Here is a 17,240-nt window from a genome sequence, read left to right as displayed (position 1 = left end):
GAAGGCAACCCGAATGAGCAATCCCTTCGATGACGAAAACGCGCAGTTCTACGTACTTGTCAACGAGGAGGCCCAGCATTCGCTGTGGCCGGTGTTCGCCGCCGTCCCCGGTGGCTGGACCGTGGCGCACGGTCCGGCCCGCCGGCAGAGCTGCCTGGACTATGTCGAAGCGCACTGGACCGATATGCGGCCGGCGTCGCTGGTCCAGGCGATGGCGGCCGATCCCGAATAGCCCTGCGGCACACCAGTTCCGCAGCCAAGACCCGGGGTCATATCGGCCCCGTGCGGCGGTCCCGAGAAGAAACCACAAATCGAGGGGGTCTGTCCGCGTCGTGAAAGAAAGGGAAACACCATGACCACCACTCCTCCCCCCACCGGTGGCGGAACCACCGTCGACATCGGCGCCCTGATGACCCAGGTGCTGCAGTTCCTCGGCGCTGGTTCCACCGCGAGCTACAACCCCAAGGGCCCGAAGGCCAAGCGCCGCAACGCGAAGTAATTCGCGTCGAACACTGAACACTCTGAAAGGATTTCCATGCCTCTCTACACCGGCAGCGGTTTCACCGACCTCCTCCTGGCCTTCGCCCACCTGGTGACCTCGGGCTCGTCGACCTCGGTCGTCCAGGGCTAGGAGGCGCAATGTTCAGCGGCAGTGCAGTGAACAGCCTCTTCGAGATGATGGCCAAGGCGCTGGGCACCGGTTCCTCGTACACCTTCCCGCCGCAGACCACGACTACTGCGTAGCGGTCGGCCAGGTATGAAGGCCGCCAGGACATTCCGGTCCTGGCGGCCCCGGGCCCGCGACGTCCGGCCGTCGGCGCTCAGTCGACGGCCGGCCAGTCCCAGCCCAGCTGAAGAAACATGCCCAGCCGGTCGCTGACCGCGCGGATCTCGCTGATGCGCGAGTCGGTCAGGGTGAAGATCCAGATCTGCTCGACGTCGCAGGTGCGTCCGGTCGGCTCCGGCATACGGGCATGCGTGCCGGTGTGGCGGCCGATCACCCGCAGCCGCGCCACGATCCGATCGTCCTCACCGATCAACTCCTGCACCAGGATTCCGCTCTCCTGCTCGTCGATGGCACTGCCTTGTGGCTTGTCGATGGCACTGAAGGCCGCGAGCTGCTGACGGAAGCCCTCGATGGCGGCGCCCGGTGCGTCCTCCTCCCCGAAGATCACCTTGTTGTGGTCGATCACCTGCGGGGACAGGTAACGGACCCACTCGGTCCCACCCTCGAGGCCGTGGTTGAGCGCGTCGATGAACGCGGTGATGACGGTCTTGTTGTCGGCGACGGTGGTGGTGGTCATGCGGTTTCTCCCTTTCCGATGACTCTTACGTCGTAAGAGATCGTTGCTGTGGACTATGATTCACTTACGACGTAAGAGTTGTCAACACCGGAAGGAAACCCGATGGCCGCCAAGCGCACCCGAGCCGAACGAGCAGGCATTTCCCGCGAGCAGGTGCTCGACGCGGCGCTCGCCTTCGCCGATCGGGACGGCCTGGCCGCGCTGTCCATGCGCAAGCTCGGCGCCGAGCTCGGCGTGGAAGCCATGACCCTGTACCACTACGTCCCGAACAAGGACGCGCTGCTCGACGGCATGGTCGAGCGCGTCATGTCCGAGGCCGACGCCGGATTCACCGACGGCCCTTGGCAATCGGTCCTCGTCGACTACGCCCGCGCCCTGCGGACCGCGCTGCTCGCGCATCCCGGCGCGCTGCCGCTGGTCGCGACCCGGCCCGCGGTCACCCCGAAGACCCTGCACACCGCCGAACGCGGCCTGAAACTATTGGTGGAGGCAGGTTTCGACCTCGGCCCCGCCCTCGACGCCCTGAACGCACTCACCCTGTTCGTGGTGGCCCACGCCAATTCCGAAGCCCGTACGGCCCCCGTCAACGAGGCGGGCGATCCCGGGTCGGTCGACTACCTGAAAACCCTCGAGCCCGAGGAATTCCCGCTGATCCTGCAGGCGGCACACACCGGCGCGGGCACCGATGACCGCACCCGTTTCGAGTTCGCCGTAGCGGCCCTCGTCCACGGCTTCGCCGCCGCGGGACTACCGGCGAATCACCAGGTGTGAGAGCGATACCCGGAATCGCGGCCGGTCAGCGTTGCAGTTGCTGCAGGACCCAGCCCGCGGTTTCGGTGCTGGACCGGATCAGCGAGTGATCCACCGGCTCCGCGCCCGGGAAGAGATCCTCGTACACCGCGTTCACCACACCCGGCTCGTCGAGGGTCGAGCAGGCGGGGGCGGGGGTGGCGAGCTGATCGTTGCGCGTCGCGATCACCGAGTAGGTGACGCCCGGCTGGGTGACCGCGGTGTCGAACAGCGCGCGGTACGTCGGTGAGTCCGGCATCATCTGCATGGCGGTGGCCATATCCGGCGAACTCGCGGCCAGCAGCGACTGCAGCCACGGCGCCGAGGTCAGCAGCTGCACCGGGGTGATCGGCGGATTCTTCAGGCCGAGGACACCCGCCCCATCGCACCCGCGCACCTCCGGCGTGAGGAAGACCGCGTGATTCACCGTCGGCGCGCCGCCGAGCAGCTTCAGGTAGTAGTTCGACACGATGGTCGCCGCCGAGTGCGCCACGATCTCGACCCGGTCGGCCCCGGTCGCCTGGCGCACCTTCGCGATGAAGTCCGCGACCTGCCGTGCCTCGCCGGGCATATCGCCGTTCCACCGCTTGTCGTTCACGATCCCGCCCTGGAACACCAGGGTGCAGTACCCCGCCCCGCGCAGCGCCCCGACCATGGTGTCCCATTGCGCGGCGGTTTGTTCCGGACTGCCGTCCCCGCCGGGCAGCACCACCACCGGATCCGGGTGCGCGGCCGTCGGCGCGCAATCGATGGCCGGCTCGATGGTGTCCCCGGCCGGGAGTGTCCGGCTTCCGGACCCGGTATCCGGCGCAGCCTGCGCCGTTCCCATCGACAGCACCGCAGCCCCCGCGACGACCGCGGCGAACTTCGCCATAATTCTCATGGACACAACGCCTTCCGGCCCGATTCGTGTAACCCGCCCGAAACCTCGTTAACCGGCAGTTTCCGACCTGCGGGCCCTTGGGGGCCGACGCTGCCTTGGGTACTATTCTGCCGCAACCGATTCCAAGGAGACTACGTGTATCCGCAGCACACGCAACAGGGTGCTACCGCCAGCTCGAAGTCGCCGGTCGAGGACATGGGTCCGCGAATCCCGATCTACAGCCAGGAATTCGCCGCCGATCCCCACGGGTACTACCGTCGGATGCGCAGCGACTATGGAGCGCTGGTGCCGGTCGAGATCTGGCCGGGAGTACCCGCGACCCTGGTCGTCAAATATGCGACCGCGGTGCGTATTCTCAACGACTCCACTCATTTTCCGGCCGATCCGAGTGCCTGGCAGCGGTCCGTGCCCGCCGATATCCCGATCATGCCGATGATCGAGTACCGGCCCAACGCGATTCGCACCAGCGGCCCGGTGCACACTCGCTACCGCAGGGCACTGAGCGACGCCCTGGCCGGGATCGACCTGAACTCGGTGCGATCCATGGTGGAGCGCACCGCGATCCCCGTGGTCAACACCTTCTGCGAGGACGGACGGGCCGATGTGCTGAGCCAGTACGCGCTCCCACTGGTCTTCTCGGTCTTCTGTCAGTCACTCGGCTGTCCACCGGAGATCGGTGAGCGCGTCGCGGCGGCCAGTGCCGCGATGTTCGACGGCGTGGATACGGAGACCGTGAACGCGAGCATGGGCGAGGCATTGCTCGATCTCACGGCGCTGAAGCGGGCTCAGCCCGGCGACGACGTCACCACCAGACTGGTCCAGCATCCCGCCGGGCTGTCCGACGAGGAGATGGTGCATCAGCTGGTCCTGCTGTTCGCGGCAGGTGTCGAACCGCCCCTGAATCTCATCGCCAACACCCTGTTGCTCATGATGACCGACAACCGCTTCACCAGTGCCGTACAAGGGATTCCGCTGCCGACGAGCACCGCGATCGGCGAGCGGCTCGCCACCGACCCGCCGATGGCGAACTACTGCATCACCTACCCGCGGCAGCCCACCCTGATCGAGAACGTGTGGCTGCCGGCCGATCAGCCGGTCATCATCAGCATGGCCGCCTGCAACACCGATCCGGAGTTGAACCCCGGCGAATCCCTCGGCAACGCATGGAACCTGGCGTTCAGCTCCGGCGATCACGCCTGCCCCGTACACGCCCAGTCGTACGGGCGTCTGCTCGCGCAGGAGGTCATCGATCAGCTCCTGGACTTCCTCCCGGAAATCCAATTGGCGGTCGCCGCAGACGATCTCGTGTGGCGGCCCGGCCCGTTCCACCGGGCGCTGACCGAGTTGCCCGTGGTGTTCCCGCCTACCAGGCCGTTTCCCGCTGTGTAGGTGTAGCTTCCGGCGCCTCGGACCCATGGTGGCCCCGGTCTGTGATTGTTCACCGTGAGCCGCGACACGATTTGTGTAACAATACAATCCATGACACGGTCGGTCGAAGGTGGTTCTGCGGCAACGGTGTTGCCGCAGTTCGACGCGGCCGCAATGTCGGCTCATCAGCGGGTATGCGCTGCTGCCCAACCGGTACGAACACACCTACCACCCCGGCGACAGGACCAGATCGGGAGACCGTCACCGCGGGGACTTCACGTGAAGGTGTGTGGTGCGTCGAACTTTTGACAGGTGATCGCCCGGCTCCATTCTTCCGGTCCCCGCGGTGTCCGCGTGAGCGTGCGTCAACGGTGGCCCCCGGTGCATCGAAGTTCGGCAGCGATCGTCTCGCATGCCCAGTGGTGGACGAATCGCCGCTGGGATCGTGAATGAGTAGGAGGCGGTTATGGATACGCACGGGCGCAAGGAAGGGACACCGCTGGCCGAGCTGCTTCGGCACGGTGACCTGGCATTCGACCAGCAGCTGCAGAAGGTGCTCAGCAACCCGGACTACTTCGTCACGGAGCAGCAGAGCCAGGCGGAGCGTCGGCAGAACGCCTACGACCAGCTGCGGTATCTGGTCCAGGAGATCGGTAGCACCAGCGATGTCGCTACCCGCCTCCCGCAGCTGTTCGCGGTGTTCGACTGGGCGGCAGTGCTGGCGACGGACCTGATTCCACTGATCTCGGGCCACTACAACCTGGCCTCGGGCAGCCTCGCCACCCTGACCGATTCCGATTCGGCCGCACCGTATCTGGAGGACCTGGACGACGCCTCCGCCATCGGCGTCATGCTGCTGACCGAGTACGGGTGCGGCTCCAACATCCAATTCATGCAGACCAGCGCGACCTGGGACGGCGACGGGTTCGTGATCAACACCCCGAACCCGCGGGCGCGCAAGTTCATGCCCAGCGTCGGCATCCCGGTGTCCCGGGTCTGCGTCGTGGGCGCCCGCTACATCGACTCGGCGGGCGTCGATCAGGGCGTGCATCTGTTCACGGCGCGCCTGCGCGGCGCCGACGGCGAACCGGCGCCCGGCGTGACGATCACCCAGCTCGATCACCAGCCGCTGGTCATCATGGACAACTCGGTGATCAGCTTCGACAATCTCCGGGTCGAGCGCACCGCCTGGCTGAGCAACGACCTGGCCAGCATCGACGACGACGGCGTGCTGACCTGGCGCGACGAGACCAGCCGGAAGCGGGCATTCGCCTCGGCGATCAGCCAGCTCACCGTGGGACGCTTGGCGCTCTCGTCCTGCCTGAACGCCTCCGCCCGCGCCGCGCTCTACATCGCGCTGCGCTACGCCTCCAAGCGGGTGGTGCCGCTGACACCGTTCGACAGTCCGCTCATGGCCGATATCCCGCACGTGCGCGACACCCTGCTCGCCGATCTGGCCGGCACCGTCGCCCGCACGATCTACGGGAACGCGATCAAGACATCGCTCGCGGGCAGCGATCTCACCAGTCGCGACACCGTCGTCTCGGTGATGCTGGCCAAGCACTACATCCAGCCGCACGCGTTGCAGACCGTGACCAACAGCCGCCTCAAGATGGCCGCCCAGGGCATGTTCAGCGCCAACCGGGTCGCCGACTATCTCGGTGTCTGTCACGCGGCCATCACCGGCGAGGGCGACTGCCATGTGCTCGGTTCCGTGGCCGGTCGCGTCCTGGCCAAGCACCTGGCCGGGAAGCCGGTCCCCGAAGTCCGCGTGCACGATGGCGCGGATCCCGGCGACCGCATGAGTCTGTTCAGCGCACGCACTCTGACGATCGTGGAGGAGGCGCAGCACTATCTGACGACGCCGGGGCTCGAAGCCCGGCTGGCGATCATTCCGGAGGCGCTGGAGCTGGCCGAGGCATACAGCGCCGAAGAGGCGCTGCAGCTGCTCCACCAGTATTCCGATCATCCCGAGATCATTGCTGTGCGTGACGTTTTCGCACTGAGCTATCTCGATCAGCACGCCACCTGGTACCTCACCCGCGGCCTGCTCGACATCGACGCTGTGAAGGCGATCAAGCAGCAGCTCCGCCTGGCCCTCGACAACCTGGCCGACAACCTACCGGCGCTGCTGGACGCTTTCGGCCTCGACGATGAAATTCTCGGCGCACCGGTCCTTTCCGACGATCTGCCGGCCGCGTGGGTCTCTCGCATCAACGATCGACGACGTCCCTGATCCTGCCCGGGCAGGTCCGGACAGGACGCTCGTCGGGGTGCCCTGCCCGGTAGGACCCGGCGGCGTGGTGGGCCGCGGCCCGCGAGGTCTCGCCCACCGCGCTGGTCACCGGCGCGGGGTCGATGCCGTATTCGGCGCCCGGATACCCGCGCGAGTGCCGCAGCGGGGCCGGCGCCTTGGCCCGTATTGCGCGGTCGCGAGCAACCGGGCGATTTCCTCGCGTGAGAGATGCGCGTCGAAGACGGTGCGCAGTTCGATGGTGACCTCGGTGAGCCGATTGAGTTCCAGTTCCACCGCCGCGCGCATTTCCGCCGCAGCGAGCCGGAGATCTGTTAGTCCCTCGTATAGCGAATGTGCACTTGCAGCATCGACAGGCCGGTTGGCGGCGGATTGCCTTCCCGCAGATCGTCGATGAGCCGATCGGTGCTGGTGGCGCGGCCGCCGGCAGCGGCGAGGCGGGCCGGCGAAGTCCGTAACACGATGGCTCCCAAACCAACCGACTGGTCTTCTATGCTGAGTTGGATCGGCCGAGTACGTGAATCGGTTCGACCATAGGACAGCAATTATTCCGCCGCGCCGCGGCCGCAAACGGCGGAAACCGGTGAGTGAATTCGACTCGCGCGTGCAGCTTCAACCATCGGCGAATGTTTGGCAAATATATTTGCTCAGAAGAGAAGCCCTAATCACCACGAAAGAGTCTCGGGAGCGTGGCGGCGAATACTTTTCGGCATGACCGCTACACCGGGATTGCCAATGGTGACCGCAATGAGCAGGAGCGAGGACGACGTGGCCGTGCCTGGCGGCGATTATGCGCGCCGCAGCCTGGCTGCCCGGGGTCCCGCAATCGCTGACGGGTAGCTATGAGAGGAAGACCATGAGCCGGAGTGACACGGTCGAACCGAACACCATCGGCCTCTACTGGGACCGCGACGGCGACATCTGGCAGCGGGAGGACGCCGGCTGGCGGCTCATCCTGCAGAGCGGCGTCGCCGTCGATCCGATCTCGCTGTGGGACTGGGACAAAGGGCACGTGTGCGACTACGCGCCGTTCACCCCGCTGAAAACCCTGGCCGGCTAGCCCTCAGGACTCCGGCGTCCCGGCTCCGAAGAGGGTGACCTCCATGAGCCGGATCACCCTGGGCTGCGGGCAGATCGCCGGATACCCGCCGAACTCCCGGCCCAGGTCCACCACCAGACCGAAGGCGGCCTGCACCAGGATGCGCGCCTCGCCCTCGGACAGTTCCGGGCGCACCGCCACCAGCAGCCGCACCCACTCGGTCACGATGAGCCGCTGCACATTGCGCAGCATGGTGCGCTCCTCGGCGGCGACGTGCCCGAACTCGGCGTAGTACACGAAGGTCAGCTCGCGTTCGGCGAACGACCCCGCGACGTACAGGTCGACCAGCTTGCTCATCGCCTCGGCCGGACTCGACGAGGACGCCACCGCCGGCCCGATCGCCCCCGACACCCGATCCGCCGCCCGGCGGAACGCGGCGGCCAGCAGATCGCCCTTGCTGCGGTAGTAGCGGTACACCGCCGAGGCCGCCGACAGATCCGCCGCCGCCGCGATGTCCTCCACGCTCACGTTCGGATAGCCGCGCGCGTGGAACAGCTCGACGGCCTTCTTGAGCAGCAGCTCGTGCTTGAAGCTCTGCGGAATCTCGACCGCCCGGGGCGGCTCGGCGACGGTGCCCTCGGGCGGCAGCTCGGTCGCGATGATGGCGTCGCAGGCCGAATGTAGCAGGGCCGTCAGCGATTTCGCGGGCAGCGAGGCGTGATGGTCGCCAATGCTGGAGATGACGCTGAGTATCGACACCGCCCGCACCGCGCGACTGTGCCCGTCCAGTTCGGGCCGCACATCCGCGATGAGCCCGCGCAGGGTGGTCAGCGCCGCGGTGAACTGCTCCTCGAGGGTCTGCCGGTCGGTGTCGTCGAGGTAGCGGCGCTCCCAGCGCACCAGGGTGACCGTGGCGCGATTGGCGATGGTCTCGGCGATCAACCGGTCCAGCACCCGGTCCAGCCGTTCGCGCGGGGACAGGCCCTCGGACTCGTCGGGCGGGGTGGCGGCCTCCGTGGTCAGCCGCGCCAGCCGCAGCAACTCCTCGCGGAAGAGCGCGTATTTGCTCGGATAGTGGCGATACAGTGCGGCCGAGGAAATGCCGAGCCGCGCGGCGATGTCCTCCATGCTGACGCCGTGATAGCCCAGCGAACCGAAGGCGGCGGCCGAGGTGGCGGCGATCTGGGCGCGCCGGTTCTTCGGGCGGCGGCGGATCACGCGCTGCGGCTGCTCCTCGACGGTCATATTCGCAATCGTAGTCACCAGGCATTTCCGTCGACGCGACGCCGCCGATCTCGTAGGCTGCCCACAGGATCCGCGTCCATCAGAACGGAGCCGGCATGCGCACGGTTGATGTCGAACGCACCATCGCGGCAGCACCGCCCGACGTCTTCGACTGGCTCACCGATGTCGCCAATTACCAACGGGTCCCGATGGTCCGCCGCGTCACCCTGGTGCGTCCCGGCGATACCGCGGGCAACGGTGCGGGCGCGGTGCGCCTGGTGGTGACCCCGCTGCTGCGCCTCACCGAGGAGATCGTGGAATACGATCCGCCCCGCCTCATGCGTTACCGATTGCTGAATTCCGTTCCGCCCCTGCGGCATCAGGAGGGTTCCATCACCTGCGCGCCGGTCGCGTCCGGCACCCGGGTGCGCTGGTCGTCCACCTTCGAGATCGCCGCGCCCGTGCTCGCGCCGCTGTGGACGCAGATCTTCCTGCCGGTGGTGCGCGGCGGCTTCGTCATGGTGCTGCGAACCGCGGAGCGCGAGTTGGGCGGGCGGTAACGCGGGTTACCATCTGGGCCATGGCGGAGATCAAGGTGGAGCGCCTGAACTCAGTGGCGCTCGTAACGGTGCACGACCCCGACAAGCGGAATGCGTTGACGCTGGACCTGTCCGCCGATCTCGCGGACGCGGTGGCGGACGCGGAGGCCGACGACTCGGTACACGCGCTGGTGGTCACCGGCACGCCCCCGGCCTTCTGCGCGGGCGCGAACCTGACCGCCCTGGGTGAGGCGAAAGAGGAGGGCCTGCGGGGCATCTACGAGGGCTTCCTGGCGGTGGCGCGCTGCAAGCTGCCCACCGTCGCGGCGGTCGGCGGCGCGGCGGTCGGCGCGGGCCTGAACCTGGCCCTGGCCGCGGACGTGCGATTCTCGAATCCCAAGGCGCGCTTCGACGCTCGCTTCCTGCGCCTGGGCATCCACCCGGGCGGCGGCATGACCTGGATGCTGCAGCGCGCGGTCGGCCCACAGCAGGCCACGGCCATGACGCTGTTCGGCGAGGTGCTCGACGCGCAGGCCGCCGCGCAGGCCGGTCTGGTGCACCGCGTCGTCGACGGCGATCATGCCGCGCTGGTGGCCGCCGCCGTCGAATTCGCCTCCGCCACCGCGGAAGTCCCGCGCGAACTGCTCATCACCACCAAGCGCACCATGCGCGCCACCCGCGCCCTGGCCGCCCACGCCGAGGCGGTGAACACCGAGGTGGTGCCGCAGCTGGCCTCCCTGGAATCCCCGGAGTTCGCCGCCCGCCTGGCCGCGGCCCAGACCCGGATCACGGGTTCGAAGAACTGAGAAACACAGTGGCGCGGGCGGATTCACAGCCGCCCGCGCCACCATCCCCGACCGCGCTCGGGGAGATTCGGCCCGCCACCGCTAGCGCCCCGCGCCATGGCGTGGTCGCTGGCCCGTCGGGCTGCGGGGCCACCTCGCCCGACCCCGCTCCGCGCGGGCGGATCATCTCCGCCCGCGCCACATCCATACCGCGCCAGGGGAATTCAGCCCAGTGCCGACCTCACCCCAGAGCCGCGAGCGCCATCTTCCGCAGCACCGGCCGTGCGCGGGTCGCGCTGGCCGGCGCGCTGTGCGGCGTGGAGTTGATCAGTCCGAAAGTCGCGTGCGCCTGCACGCGCGCCGCCTGCTCGAGTAGCTCCGGCCGCAGTTCACGCAGCACCGCCACCCAGACCTCCACGTACTGCCGCTGGGTGCGCCGCACCTGACGGCGCGCGGACTCCGGCAGGTTCTCCAGGTCGCGATCCTGGATCCGGATGAGTTCGGGCTCGCCGAGGGCGAAGTCGAGGTGGAAGTCCACCAGCCCGCTCAGCGCCTCCTGCGGCGACGCCGCCTGTTCGGCCACGGCCTGGCCGCCGTCGAGCAGCCGCTGACTGATGCCGACCAGCAGCTCGACCAGCAGCGCCTCCTTGTTGGGGAAGTGCCGATACACCGCGGGCCCGCTGATCCCGGCTGCTGCGCCCAAGTCGTCGAGCCGCATGCCCAGGAATCCGCGATCGGCGATGAGCCGCGCCCCCGCCTCCAGCAGCTGCTGCCTACGCTGGGCTTTGAGCTGCTCACGACGGGTGAGCGTGACGGTTTCCGCAGTGTTCACCGTGGCTCCCTCTCGCCGGTGCTGGACAACTCAGTTAGTGAAGATTATCTTATTTTCCAGTTATTGGTGACTAACCGAGCGGCCGGATAGGCCGAACGGGGAGGCGGAGCGGATGACGCTGACCGAAGGCACACGGACCGGGAACCGGGCCGCGCATCTGGCGCTGGTCGACGAGCTGCGGGAGCGGCTGGCCGTCAGCGCGCTGGGCGGACCGGAGCGGGCCCGGGAACGGCACCTGGCGCGCGGCAAGCTGCTGCCGCGCCAGCGGGTGGACCAGCTGCTGGACACCGGCAGCCCGTTCCTGGAGCTGTCGCCGCTGGCGGCCAACGGCATGTACGACGACGAGTCACCCGGCGCGGGGGTCATCGGCGGTATCGGCCGCGTCTCCGGGCGCGAGTGCGTGATCATCGCCAATGACGCGACGGTCAAGGGCGGCACCTACTACCCGATGACGGTCAAGAAGCACCTGCGCGCCCAGGAGGTGGCGCTGCAGAACAACCTGCCGTGCATCTACCTGGTCGACTCCGGCGGCGCCTACCTGCCCCGTCAGGACGAGGTGTTCCCCGATCGCGAGCACTTCGGCCGCATCTTCTACAACCAGGCGAACATGAGCGCCAAGGGCATCGCACAGATCTCCGCGGTGCTCGGCTCCTGCACCGCCGGTGGCGCGTACGTGCCCGCCATGAGCGACGAGACCGTCATCGTGCGCAATCAGGGCACCATCTTCCTGGGCGGCCCGCCGCTGGTGAAGGCGGCCACCGGTGAGGTGGTCACCGCCGAGGAGCTGGGCGGCGGCGATCTGCACTCGCGCACCTCGGGTGTCACCGACCACCTCGCCGAGAGCGATCAGGACGCGCTGCGCATCGTGCGCAATATCGTGGCCACCCTCGGCCCGAAGACCCCGACCCCGTGGGATGTCGCGCCGACCGTGGATCCCATTGCGCCGCAGGACGAGCTGTACGACGTGGTCCCGGTGGACCTGCGCACCCCCTACGACGTCCGCGAGGTCATCACCCGCATGGTGGACGGCGGCGAATTCCAGGAGTTCAAGGCCGAATACGGCAAGACGCTGGTCACCGGCTTCGCCCGCATCCACGGCCACCCGGTCGGCATCGTCGCCAACAATGGTGTGCTGTTCAGCGAATCCGCCATGAAGGGCGCGCATTTCATCGAACTGTGCGACAAGCGCCAGATCCCGCTGCTGTTCCTGCAGAACATCACCGGCTTCATGGTCGGGCGCGACTACGAGGCGGGCGGCATCGCCAAGCACGGCGCCAAGATGGTGACCGCGGTGGCGTGCGCCCGCGTGCCCAAGCTGACCGTGGTCATCGGCGGCTCCTACGGCGCGGGCAACTACTCCATGTGCGGGCGCGCGTATTCGCCGCGCTTCCTGTGGATGTGGCCCAATGCCCGCATCTCGGTCATGGGCGGCGAGCAGGCGGCGTCCGTGCTGGCCACCGTGCGCGGTGACCAGTCCGAGGCGGACCTCGAGGCGTTCAAGGCCCCGATCCGGGAGCAGTACGAACACCAGGGCAACCCGTACTACTCCACGGCCCGCCTCTGGGACGATGGCGTCATCGACCCCGCCGACACCAGAACCGTTGTCGGCCTGGCCCTCTCGGTCTGCGCGCAGGCCCCGCTCGAGCCCGTCTCCTACGGCGTCTTCCGGATGTGATGACCTTGATGAACACGATGTCCTCCTTCGTCTCCGACAAGGCGCAACCCGTCGCCTTCGACACCGTGCTGGTCGCGAATCGCGGCGAGATCGCGGTGCGGGTCATTCGCACCCTGCGCGCCATGGGAATTCGATCGGTCGCGGTCTACAGCGACGCCGACGCCGACGCCCGCCATGTGCGCGAGGCCGATACCGCGGTCCGCCTCGGCCCGGCCCCCGCGCGCGAGTCCTACCTGAGCATCGACAAGGTGGTCGCGGCCGCCGTGCGCTCCGGCGCGCAGGCCGTGCACCCGGGATACGGCTTCCTGTCGGAGAATTCGGCCTTCGCGGCCGCACTCGAGGCGGCGGGCATCGCCTTCCTGGGCCCTTCTGCCCGCGCCATCGAGGTGATGGGCGACAAGATCACCGCCAAGAACGCGGTGGCCGAATACGGCGTGCCGGTGGTGCCCGGCATCGCCAAACCCGGCCTCACCGACGCCGAATTGATCGACGCCGCAACGGAGATCGGCTACCCGGTGCTCGTCAAGCCGTCCGCCGGTGGCGGCGGCAAGGGCATGCGCCGGGTCGACGATCCGGCCGACCTGCCCGCCGCCCTGGTCAGCGCCCGCCGCGAGGCCGGCGCGGCCTTCGGCGACGACACCCTGTTCCTGGAGCGCTTCGTCACCCGCCCCCGGCACATCGAGGTGCAGATCCTGGCCGATCAGTTCGGCCACGTGCTGCACCTGGGCGAGCGCGAGTGCAGCCTGCAGCGCCGCCACCAGAAGGTGATCGAGGAGGCGCCCTCGCCGCTGCTGGATCCGCAGACCCGCGCCCGGATCGGCGCGGCCGCCTGCAATACCGCGCGCAGTGTCGACTATGTCGGCGCGGGCACGGTCGAGTTCATCGTCTCCGCCGACCAGCCGGACGAGTTCTTCTTCATGGAGATGAACACCCGCCTGCAGGTCGAACACCCGGTGACCGAGCTGGTCACCGGCGTCGACCTGGTGGAATGCCAGGTGCGCATCGCGGCCGGGCAGAAGCTGGCGGCCGCGCAGGACGACATCCGCCTCACCGGCCACGCCATCGAGGCGCGCGTCTACGCCGAGGACCCGGGCCGCGACTTTCTGCCCACCGGCGGCACCGTGCTCGCACTGTCGGAGCCGGAAGGCCCCGGCGTACGGGTGGATTCGGGCCTGCGCGCCGGCACCGTGGTCGGCAGCGACTACGACCCGATGCTGTCCAAGGTCATCGCCCACGCCGCCGACCGCACCGCCGCCATCGCCAAACTCGATGCGGCCCTGCGGGACACGCAGATCCTCGGCGTGCGCACCAATACCGATTTCAGTCGCTTCCTGCTCGCCGACCCGGATGTCCGAGCGGGACAGCTGGATACCGGTCTGCTGGACCGCCGCGCCGTGGACTTCACGCCCGAACCGGTCAGCGACGAGCAGTTCATCGCCGCCGCGGCCGAACTCTGGCTGCGCCGCTGGCCGGCCGCCCCGGTCGATCCGTGGCAGCAGCCCACCGGCTGGCGGGTCGGCGCGCACGCACCCGTCGGCATCCGCCTCATCGGCGGCGACCGCACCGCCCACGTGTACCTGTCCGGGACCCCGGAGCAGGCGACGGCCTGGGTCGAGGGCAGCGAAAAGCACGTCCTGACAGTGGAATCCGACGGTGACTCGCTGATGCTGGCCCTCGACGGCCTGCGCACCCGCTTCCGCGTCGCCACCGGGTCCGGTCAGATCTGGGTCGCCGACCGCACCAGCACCGCGTTGCTGCGCGAGGTCGCCGAGGCCGATGTCCGCGGCGGCGACGCCCATGTCGGCGATGCCGAGATCCAGAGCCCCATGCCGGGTTCGGTCATCGCCACCCCCGCCGCGGACGGCGAGCTCGTCGCCGCGGGCACGCCCATCGTGGTCGTGGAGGCCATGAAGATGGAACACACCCTCACCGCACCCATTGCCGGCCGCGTCGAACTGCTGGTCGAGCCCGGCGCGCAGGTGAAACTCGAACAGCCGCTGGCTCGCATCATCGCCGAGGAGAACACCCAGTCATGACCGATTTCCTGTCCACCGGAACCCTGCCGGACGAGTACCGCGAACTCGCCCTCACCGTCCGCGATTTCGCCAACCAGGTGGTGGCCCCGGTCGCCGCCAAGCACGACGCCGAGCACAGCTTCCCCTACGAGGTGGTCTCGGGCATGGCCGACATGGGCCTGTTCGGTCTGCCGTTCCCGGAGGAGTTCGGCGGCATGGGCGGCGACTACTTCGCGCTGTGCCTGGCCCTCGAGGAGCTCGGCAAGGTCGACCAGAGCGTGGCCATCACCCTGGAGGCCGGTGTCTCCCTGGGCGCCATGCCGATCTACCGCTTCGGCAACGACAAGCAGAAGGCGGAGTGGCTGCCACTGCTGGCCAGCGGGCGCGCGCTGGGCGCGTTCGGCCTCACCGAGCCCGGCGCGGGCAGTGACGCGGGCGGCACTCGCACCACCGCGCGGCTGGACGGCGACACCTGGATCATCAACGGCTCCAAGCAGTTCATCACCAACTCGGGCACCGACATCACCCGGCTGGTGACGGTCACCGCGGTCACCGGGGGCGTGGACGGCAAGAAGGAGATCTCGACGATCATCGTCCCGGCCGACACTCCCGGCTTCACCGCCGAACCCGCCTACAACAAGGTCGGCTGGAACGCCTCCGACACCCACCCGCTCAGCTTCGACGACGTCCGGGTGCCCGCGGAGAACCTGCTCGGTGAGCGCGGCCGCGGCTACGCCAACTTCCTGCGCATCCTCGACGAGGGCCGGATCGCCATCGCGGCGCTGTCGGTCGGCGCGGCGCAGGGCTGCGTGGACGAGAGCGTGCGCTACGCCAAGGAGCGCGAGGCCTTCGGTCGCGCCATCGGCAGCAACCAGGCCATCGCCTTCAAGATCGCCCGCATGGAGGCGCGCGCCCACATGGCCCGCACCGCCTACTACGACGCGGCCGCGCTCATGCTGTCCGGCAAGCCTTTCAAGAAGCAGGCCGCCATCGCCAAGCTGGTCGCCAGCGAGGCCGCCATGGACAATGCCCGCGACGCCACGCAGATCTTCGGCGGTTACGGCTTCATGAACGAATATGCTGTGGCCCGGCACTATCGCGACAGCAAGATCCTGGAAATCGGTGAGGGCACCACGGAGGTGCAGTTGATGCTGATCGGTCGGGAGCTCGGCCTGTGAGCGAGCGACAAATGGGCACCGCCGAGGTGAAGCGGGTCGTCCAGCGCGGCTTGTGGTTCGACGAGTTCGAGATCGGCGTCGTGTACGAGCACCGGCCCGGCCGTACCATCACCGAGGCCGACAATGTGCTGTTCACGACGCTGACCATGAACACCCAGGCCCTGCACCTGGACGCGGCGTTCTCCGACGCGCTGCCGCCGTTCCACCAGCGGCTGGTGAACTCCATGTTCACGCTGTCCACGCTGGTGGGCCTGTCGGTGGCGCAGCTGACCCAGGGCACCATCGTGGCCAACCTCGGCTTCTCCGAGATCGCCTTCCCCAAGCCGCTCTTCCACGGCGACACCCTGTACGCCGAGACCGTGGTGACCGACCTGCGGGAATCCAAGAGCCGCCCGGGCGAGGGCATCGTGACCTTCGCGCACACCGGGCGCAATCAGCACGGCGACATCGTGGCCACCGCCGCCCGGAAAACTCTGGTGCGACGGAGCCCGACATCCAGCCCGCTGGAGGAACCCGCATGAGTTGGGAAATGCCCGGCCCCGCTTGGCTTTTCTGCCCCGCGGACCGGCCCGAGCGCTACGGCAAGGCCCTCGCCGCGGCCGACGTGGTCATCCTCGACCTCGAGGACGGCGTCGCCGAGGCCGACAAGGCGGCGGCCCGCGAGGCGCTCATCGCCACCCCGCTGGACCCCGAACGCACCGTCGTCCGCGTCAATGCCGCGGGCACCTTCGAGCACATGCTCGACCTGGACGCCCTGGTGCGCACCGAGTACCGGCGCATCATGCTGCCCAAATGCGAATCGGCCGAACAGATCACGCGGCTGACCGACTACGAGGTGATCGCGCTCATCGAATCCCCGCTGGGCGCGCTCGCGGTCGGGCGGGCGGTCATGGTGCGCAATGCCATCGGCGTCATGTGGGGCGCGGAGGATCTGGTCGCCGCGCTCGGCGGCAACTCCAGCCGGCACGCCGACGGCGGCTACCGGGATGTGGCGCGGCACGTGCGCTCCCAATCCCTGCTGGCCGCCAAGGCGTACGGCAAGTTCGCGCTGGACTCGGTGTATCTGGATATTCCGGATCTGACCGGGCTGGCGGCCGAATCGGAGGACGCGGTCGCCATCGGCTTCGACGCCAAGGTGGCCATCCACCCCAGCCAGGTGCCGGTCATCCGGACCGCCTATGCGCCGACGCCCGGCGAAGTCGACTGGGCGCGCAGACTATTGGCGGAAGCGCCGAACCATCGGGGTGTCTTCACCTTCGAGGGGCGCATGGTGGACATGCCGGTCATCCGGCATGCCGAGCGAATCGTGCAGCGGGCCGCCACGGCCGGCAGCGCGGGATTCGCGTCGTAGGAGG

General features: G+C 68.4%; 19 protein-coding genes. 13 read left to right on the top strand and 6 right to left on the bottom strand.

Translation table 11 applies throughout. The features are described 5' to 3' along the window. Window positions 1–13 precede the first annotated feature (13 nt). Together ACFXIV_RS10845 and ACFXIV_RS10840 are read left to right on the top strand one after the other, a co-directional pair. Window positions 14–232: an MbtH family protein gene (locus ACFXIV_RS10845; protein ID WP_354836456.1), complete on the top strand. Its 219-nt coding sequence runs from the start codon at window positions 14–16 to the stop codon at window positions 230–232. 120 nt (window positions 233–352) lie between these two features. Further along, a complete protein-coding gene (locus ACFXIV_RS10840) occupies window positions 353–499 on the top strand; it encodes a hypothetical protein (RefSeq protein ID WP_157184737.1) in 147 nt (48 codons plus the stop codon). A gap of 322 nt (window positions 500–821) precedes the next feature. Here the strand turns inward: ACFXIV_RS10840 and ACFXIV_RS10835 are convergent, their stop codons facing one another. After that, window positions 822–1,304 carry an ester cyclase gene (locus ACFXIV_RS10835; protein WP_379399462.1) on the bottom strand — a complete coding sequence of 161 codons (483 nt, stop codon included), beginning with the start codon at window positions 1,302–1,304 and terminating at the stop codon, window positions 822–824. Window positions 1,305–1,406: 102 nt separating this feature from the next. On the opposite strand from ACFXIV_RS10835, the gene ACFXIV_RS10830 reads away from it, so the two are divergent. Next, window positions 1,407–2,075: a TetR/AcrR family transcriptional regulator C-terminal domain-containing protein gene (locus tag ACFXIV_RS10830; RefSeq protein WP_379399461.1), complete on the top strand. Its 669-nt coding sequence runs from the start codon at window positions 1,407–1,409 to the stop codon at window positions 2,073–2,075. Window positions 2,076–2,100: 25 nt separating this feature from the next. On the opposite strand, the gene ACFXIV_RS10825 is transcribed toward ACFXIV_RS10830, so the two are convergent. Continuing rightward, entirely contained in the window at window positions 2,101–2,976 is an 876-nt protein-coding gene (locus ACFXIV_RS10825; RefSeq protein ID WP_379399460.1) for an esterase/lipase family protein, read from the bottom strand. A gap of 195 nt (window positions 2,977–3,171) precedes the next feature. Between ACFXIV_RS10825 and ACFXIV_RS10820 the strand changes: the two genes are divergently transcribed. Beyond that, window positions 3,172–4,365 (top strand): cytochrome P450, encoded by a 1,194-nt coding sequence (locus ACFXIV_RS10820; RefSeq protein WP_379399596.1) that lies wholly within the window; start codon window positions 3,172–3,174, stop codon window positions 4,363–4,365. Between the two features lie 445 nt (window positions 4,366–4,810). Continuing rightward, entirely contained in the window at window positions 4,811–6,580 is a 1,770-nt protein-coding gene (locus tag ACFXIV_RS10815; protein ID WP_379399459.1) for an acyl-CoA dehydrogenase, read from the top strand. Window positions 6,581–6,685: 105 nt separating this feature from the next. On the opposite strand, the gene ACFXIV_RS10810 is transcribed toward ACFXIV_RS10815, so the two are convergent. Beyond that, window positions 6,686–6,886 carry a hypothetical protein gene (locus ACFXIV_RS10810; protein WP_379399458.1) on the bottom strand — a complete coding sequence of 67 codons (201 nt, stop codon included), beginning with the start codon at window positions 6,884–6,886 and terminating at the stop codon, window positions 6,686–6,688. A gap of 26 nt (window positions 6,887–6,912) precedes the next feature. After that, window positions 6,913–7,059: a hypothetical protein gene (locus ACFXIV_RS10805; protein WP_379399457.1), complete on the bottom strand. Its 147-nt coding sequence runs from the start codon at window positions 7,057–7,059 to the stop codon at window positions 6,913–6,915. A gap of 395 nt (window positions 7,060–7,454) precedes the next feature. On the opposite strand from ACFXIV_RS10805, the gene ACFXIV_RS10800 reads away from it, so the two are divergent. Next, window positions 7,455–7,658 (top strand): hypothetical protein, encoded by a 204-nt coding sequence (locus ACFXIV_RS10800; RefSeq protein WP_364614165.1) that lies wholly within the window; start codon window positions 7,455–7,457, stop codon window positions 7,656–7,658. A gap of 3 nt (window positions 7,659–7,661) precedes the next feature. Here the strand turns inward: ACFXIV_RS10800 and ACFXIV_RS10795 are convergent, their stop codons facing one another. Beyond that, the gene (locus ACFXIV_RS10795) at window positions 7,662–8,882 is read right to left on the bottom strand and encodes a TetR/AcrR family transcriptional regulator (RefSeq protein WP_379399595.1); all 1,221 of its coding nucleotides are present in this window, start codon (window positions 8,880–8,882) and stop codon (window positions 7,662–7,664) included. A gap of 95 nt (window positions 8,883–8,977) precedes the next feature. On the opposite strand from ACFXIV_RS10795, the gene ACFXIV_RS10790 reads away from it, so the two are divergent. Together ACFXIV_RS10790 and ACFXIV_RS10785 are read left to right on the top strand one after the other, a co-directional pair. Then, a complete protein-coding gene (locus tag ACFXIV_RS10790; RefSeq protein WP_379399456.1) occupies window positions 8,978–9,421 on the top strand; it encodes an SRPBCC family protein in 444 nt (147 codons plus the stop codon). 20 nt (window positions 9,422–9,441) lie between these two features. Continuing rightward, window positions 9,442–10,206: an enoyl-CoA hydratase gene (locus tag ACFXIV_RS10785; RefSeq protein ID WP_379399455.1), complete on the top strand. Its 765-nt coding sequence runs from the start codon at window positions 9,442–9,444 to the stop codon at window positions 10,204–10,206. 220 nt (window positions 10,207–10,426) lie between these two features. Here ACFXIV_RS10785 and ACFXIV_RS10780 read toward each other — a convergent pair whose 3' ends face one another. Continuing rightward, window positions 10,427–11,017 carry a TetR/AcrR family transcriptional regulator gene (locus ACFXIV_RS10780; RefSeq protein ID WP_379397197.1) on the bottom strand — a complete coding sequence of 197 codons (591 nt, stop codon included), beginning with the start codon at window positions 11,015–11,017 and terminating at the stop codon, window positions 10,427–10,429. Between the two features lie 112 nt (window positions 11,018–11,129). Here ACFXIV_RS10780 and ACFXIV_RS10775 point away from each other — a divergent pair, with 112 nt between their 5' ends. Genes ACFXIV_RS10775 through ACFXIV_RS10755 form a run of 5 tightly spaced genes read left to right on the top strand, consistent with a single transcriptional unit; the run spans window position 11,130 to window position 17,236 of the window. Further along, window positions 11,130–12,692 carry a carboxyl transferase domain-containing protein gene (locus tag ACFXIV_RS10775; protein ID WP_379397199.1) on the top strand — a complete coding sequence of 521 codons (1,563 nt, stop codon included), beginning with the start codon at window positions 11,130–11,132 and terminating at the stop codon, window positions 12,690–12,692. An 8-nt stretch (window positions 12,693–12,700) separates the two neighbouring features. Then, a complete protein-coding gene (locus tag ACFXIV_RS10770) occupies window positions 12,701–14,728 on the top strand; it encodes a biotin carboxylase N-terminal domain-containing protein (protein WP_379397201.1) in 2,028 nt (675 codons plus the stop codon). Next, window positions 14,725–15,885: an acyl-CoA dehydrogenase family protein gene (locus tag ACFXIV_RS10765; protein WP_379397203.1), complete on the top strand. Its 1,161-nt coding sequence runs from the start codon at window positions 14,725–14,727 to the stop codon at window positions 15,883–15,885. Before ACFXIV_RS10770 ends, ACFXIV_RS10765 begins: the two co-directional genes overlap by 4 nt. A gap of 11 nt (window positions 15,886–15,896) precedes the next feature. After that, window positions 15,897–16,406 carry a MaoC family dehydratase gene (locus tag ACFXIV_RS10760; RefSeq protein WP_379397724.1) on the top strand — a complete coding sequence of 170 codons (510 nt, stop codon included), beginning with the start codon at window positions 15,897–15,899 and terminating at the stop codon, window positions 16,404–16,406. Next, complete coding sequence (locus tag ACFXIV_RS10755) at window positions 16,403–17,236, top strand: HpcH/HpaI aldolase/citrate lyase family protein (protein ID WP_379397205.1); 834 nt, start codon at window positions 16,403–16,405, stop codon at window positions 17,234–17,236. The genes ACFXIV_RS10760 and ACFXIV_RS10755 overlap by 4 nt, the downstream gene beginning before the upstream one ends. The last annotated feature ends 4 nt before the right edge of the window (window positions 17,237–17,240 follow it).

It is taken from the genome of Nocardia sp. NPDC059236 (assembly GCF_042754085.1).
Taxonomy (GTDB): domain Bacteria; phylum Actinomycetota; class Actinomycetes; order Mycobacteriales; family Mycobacteriaceae; genus Nocardia.
This window is presented reverse-complemented; position numbering and strand designations above follow the sequence as displayed.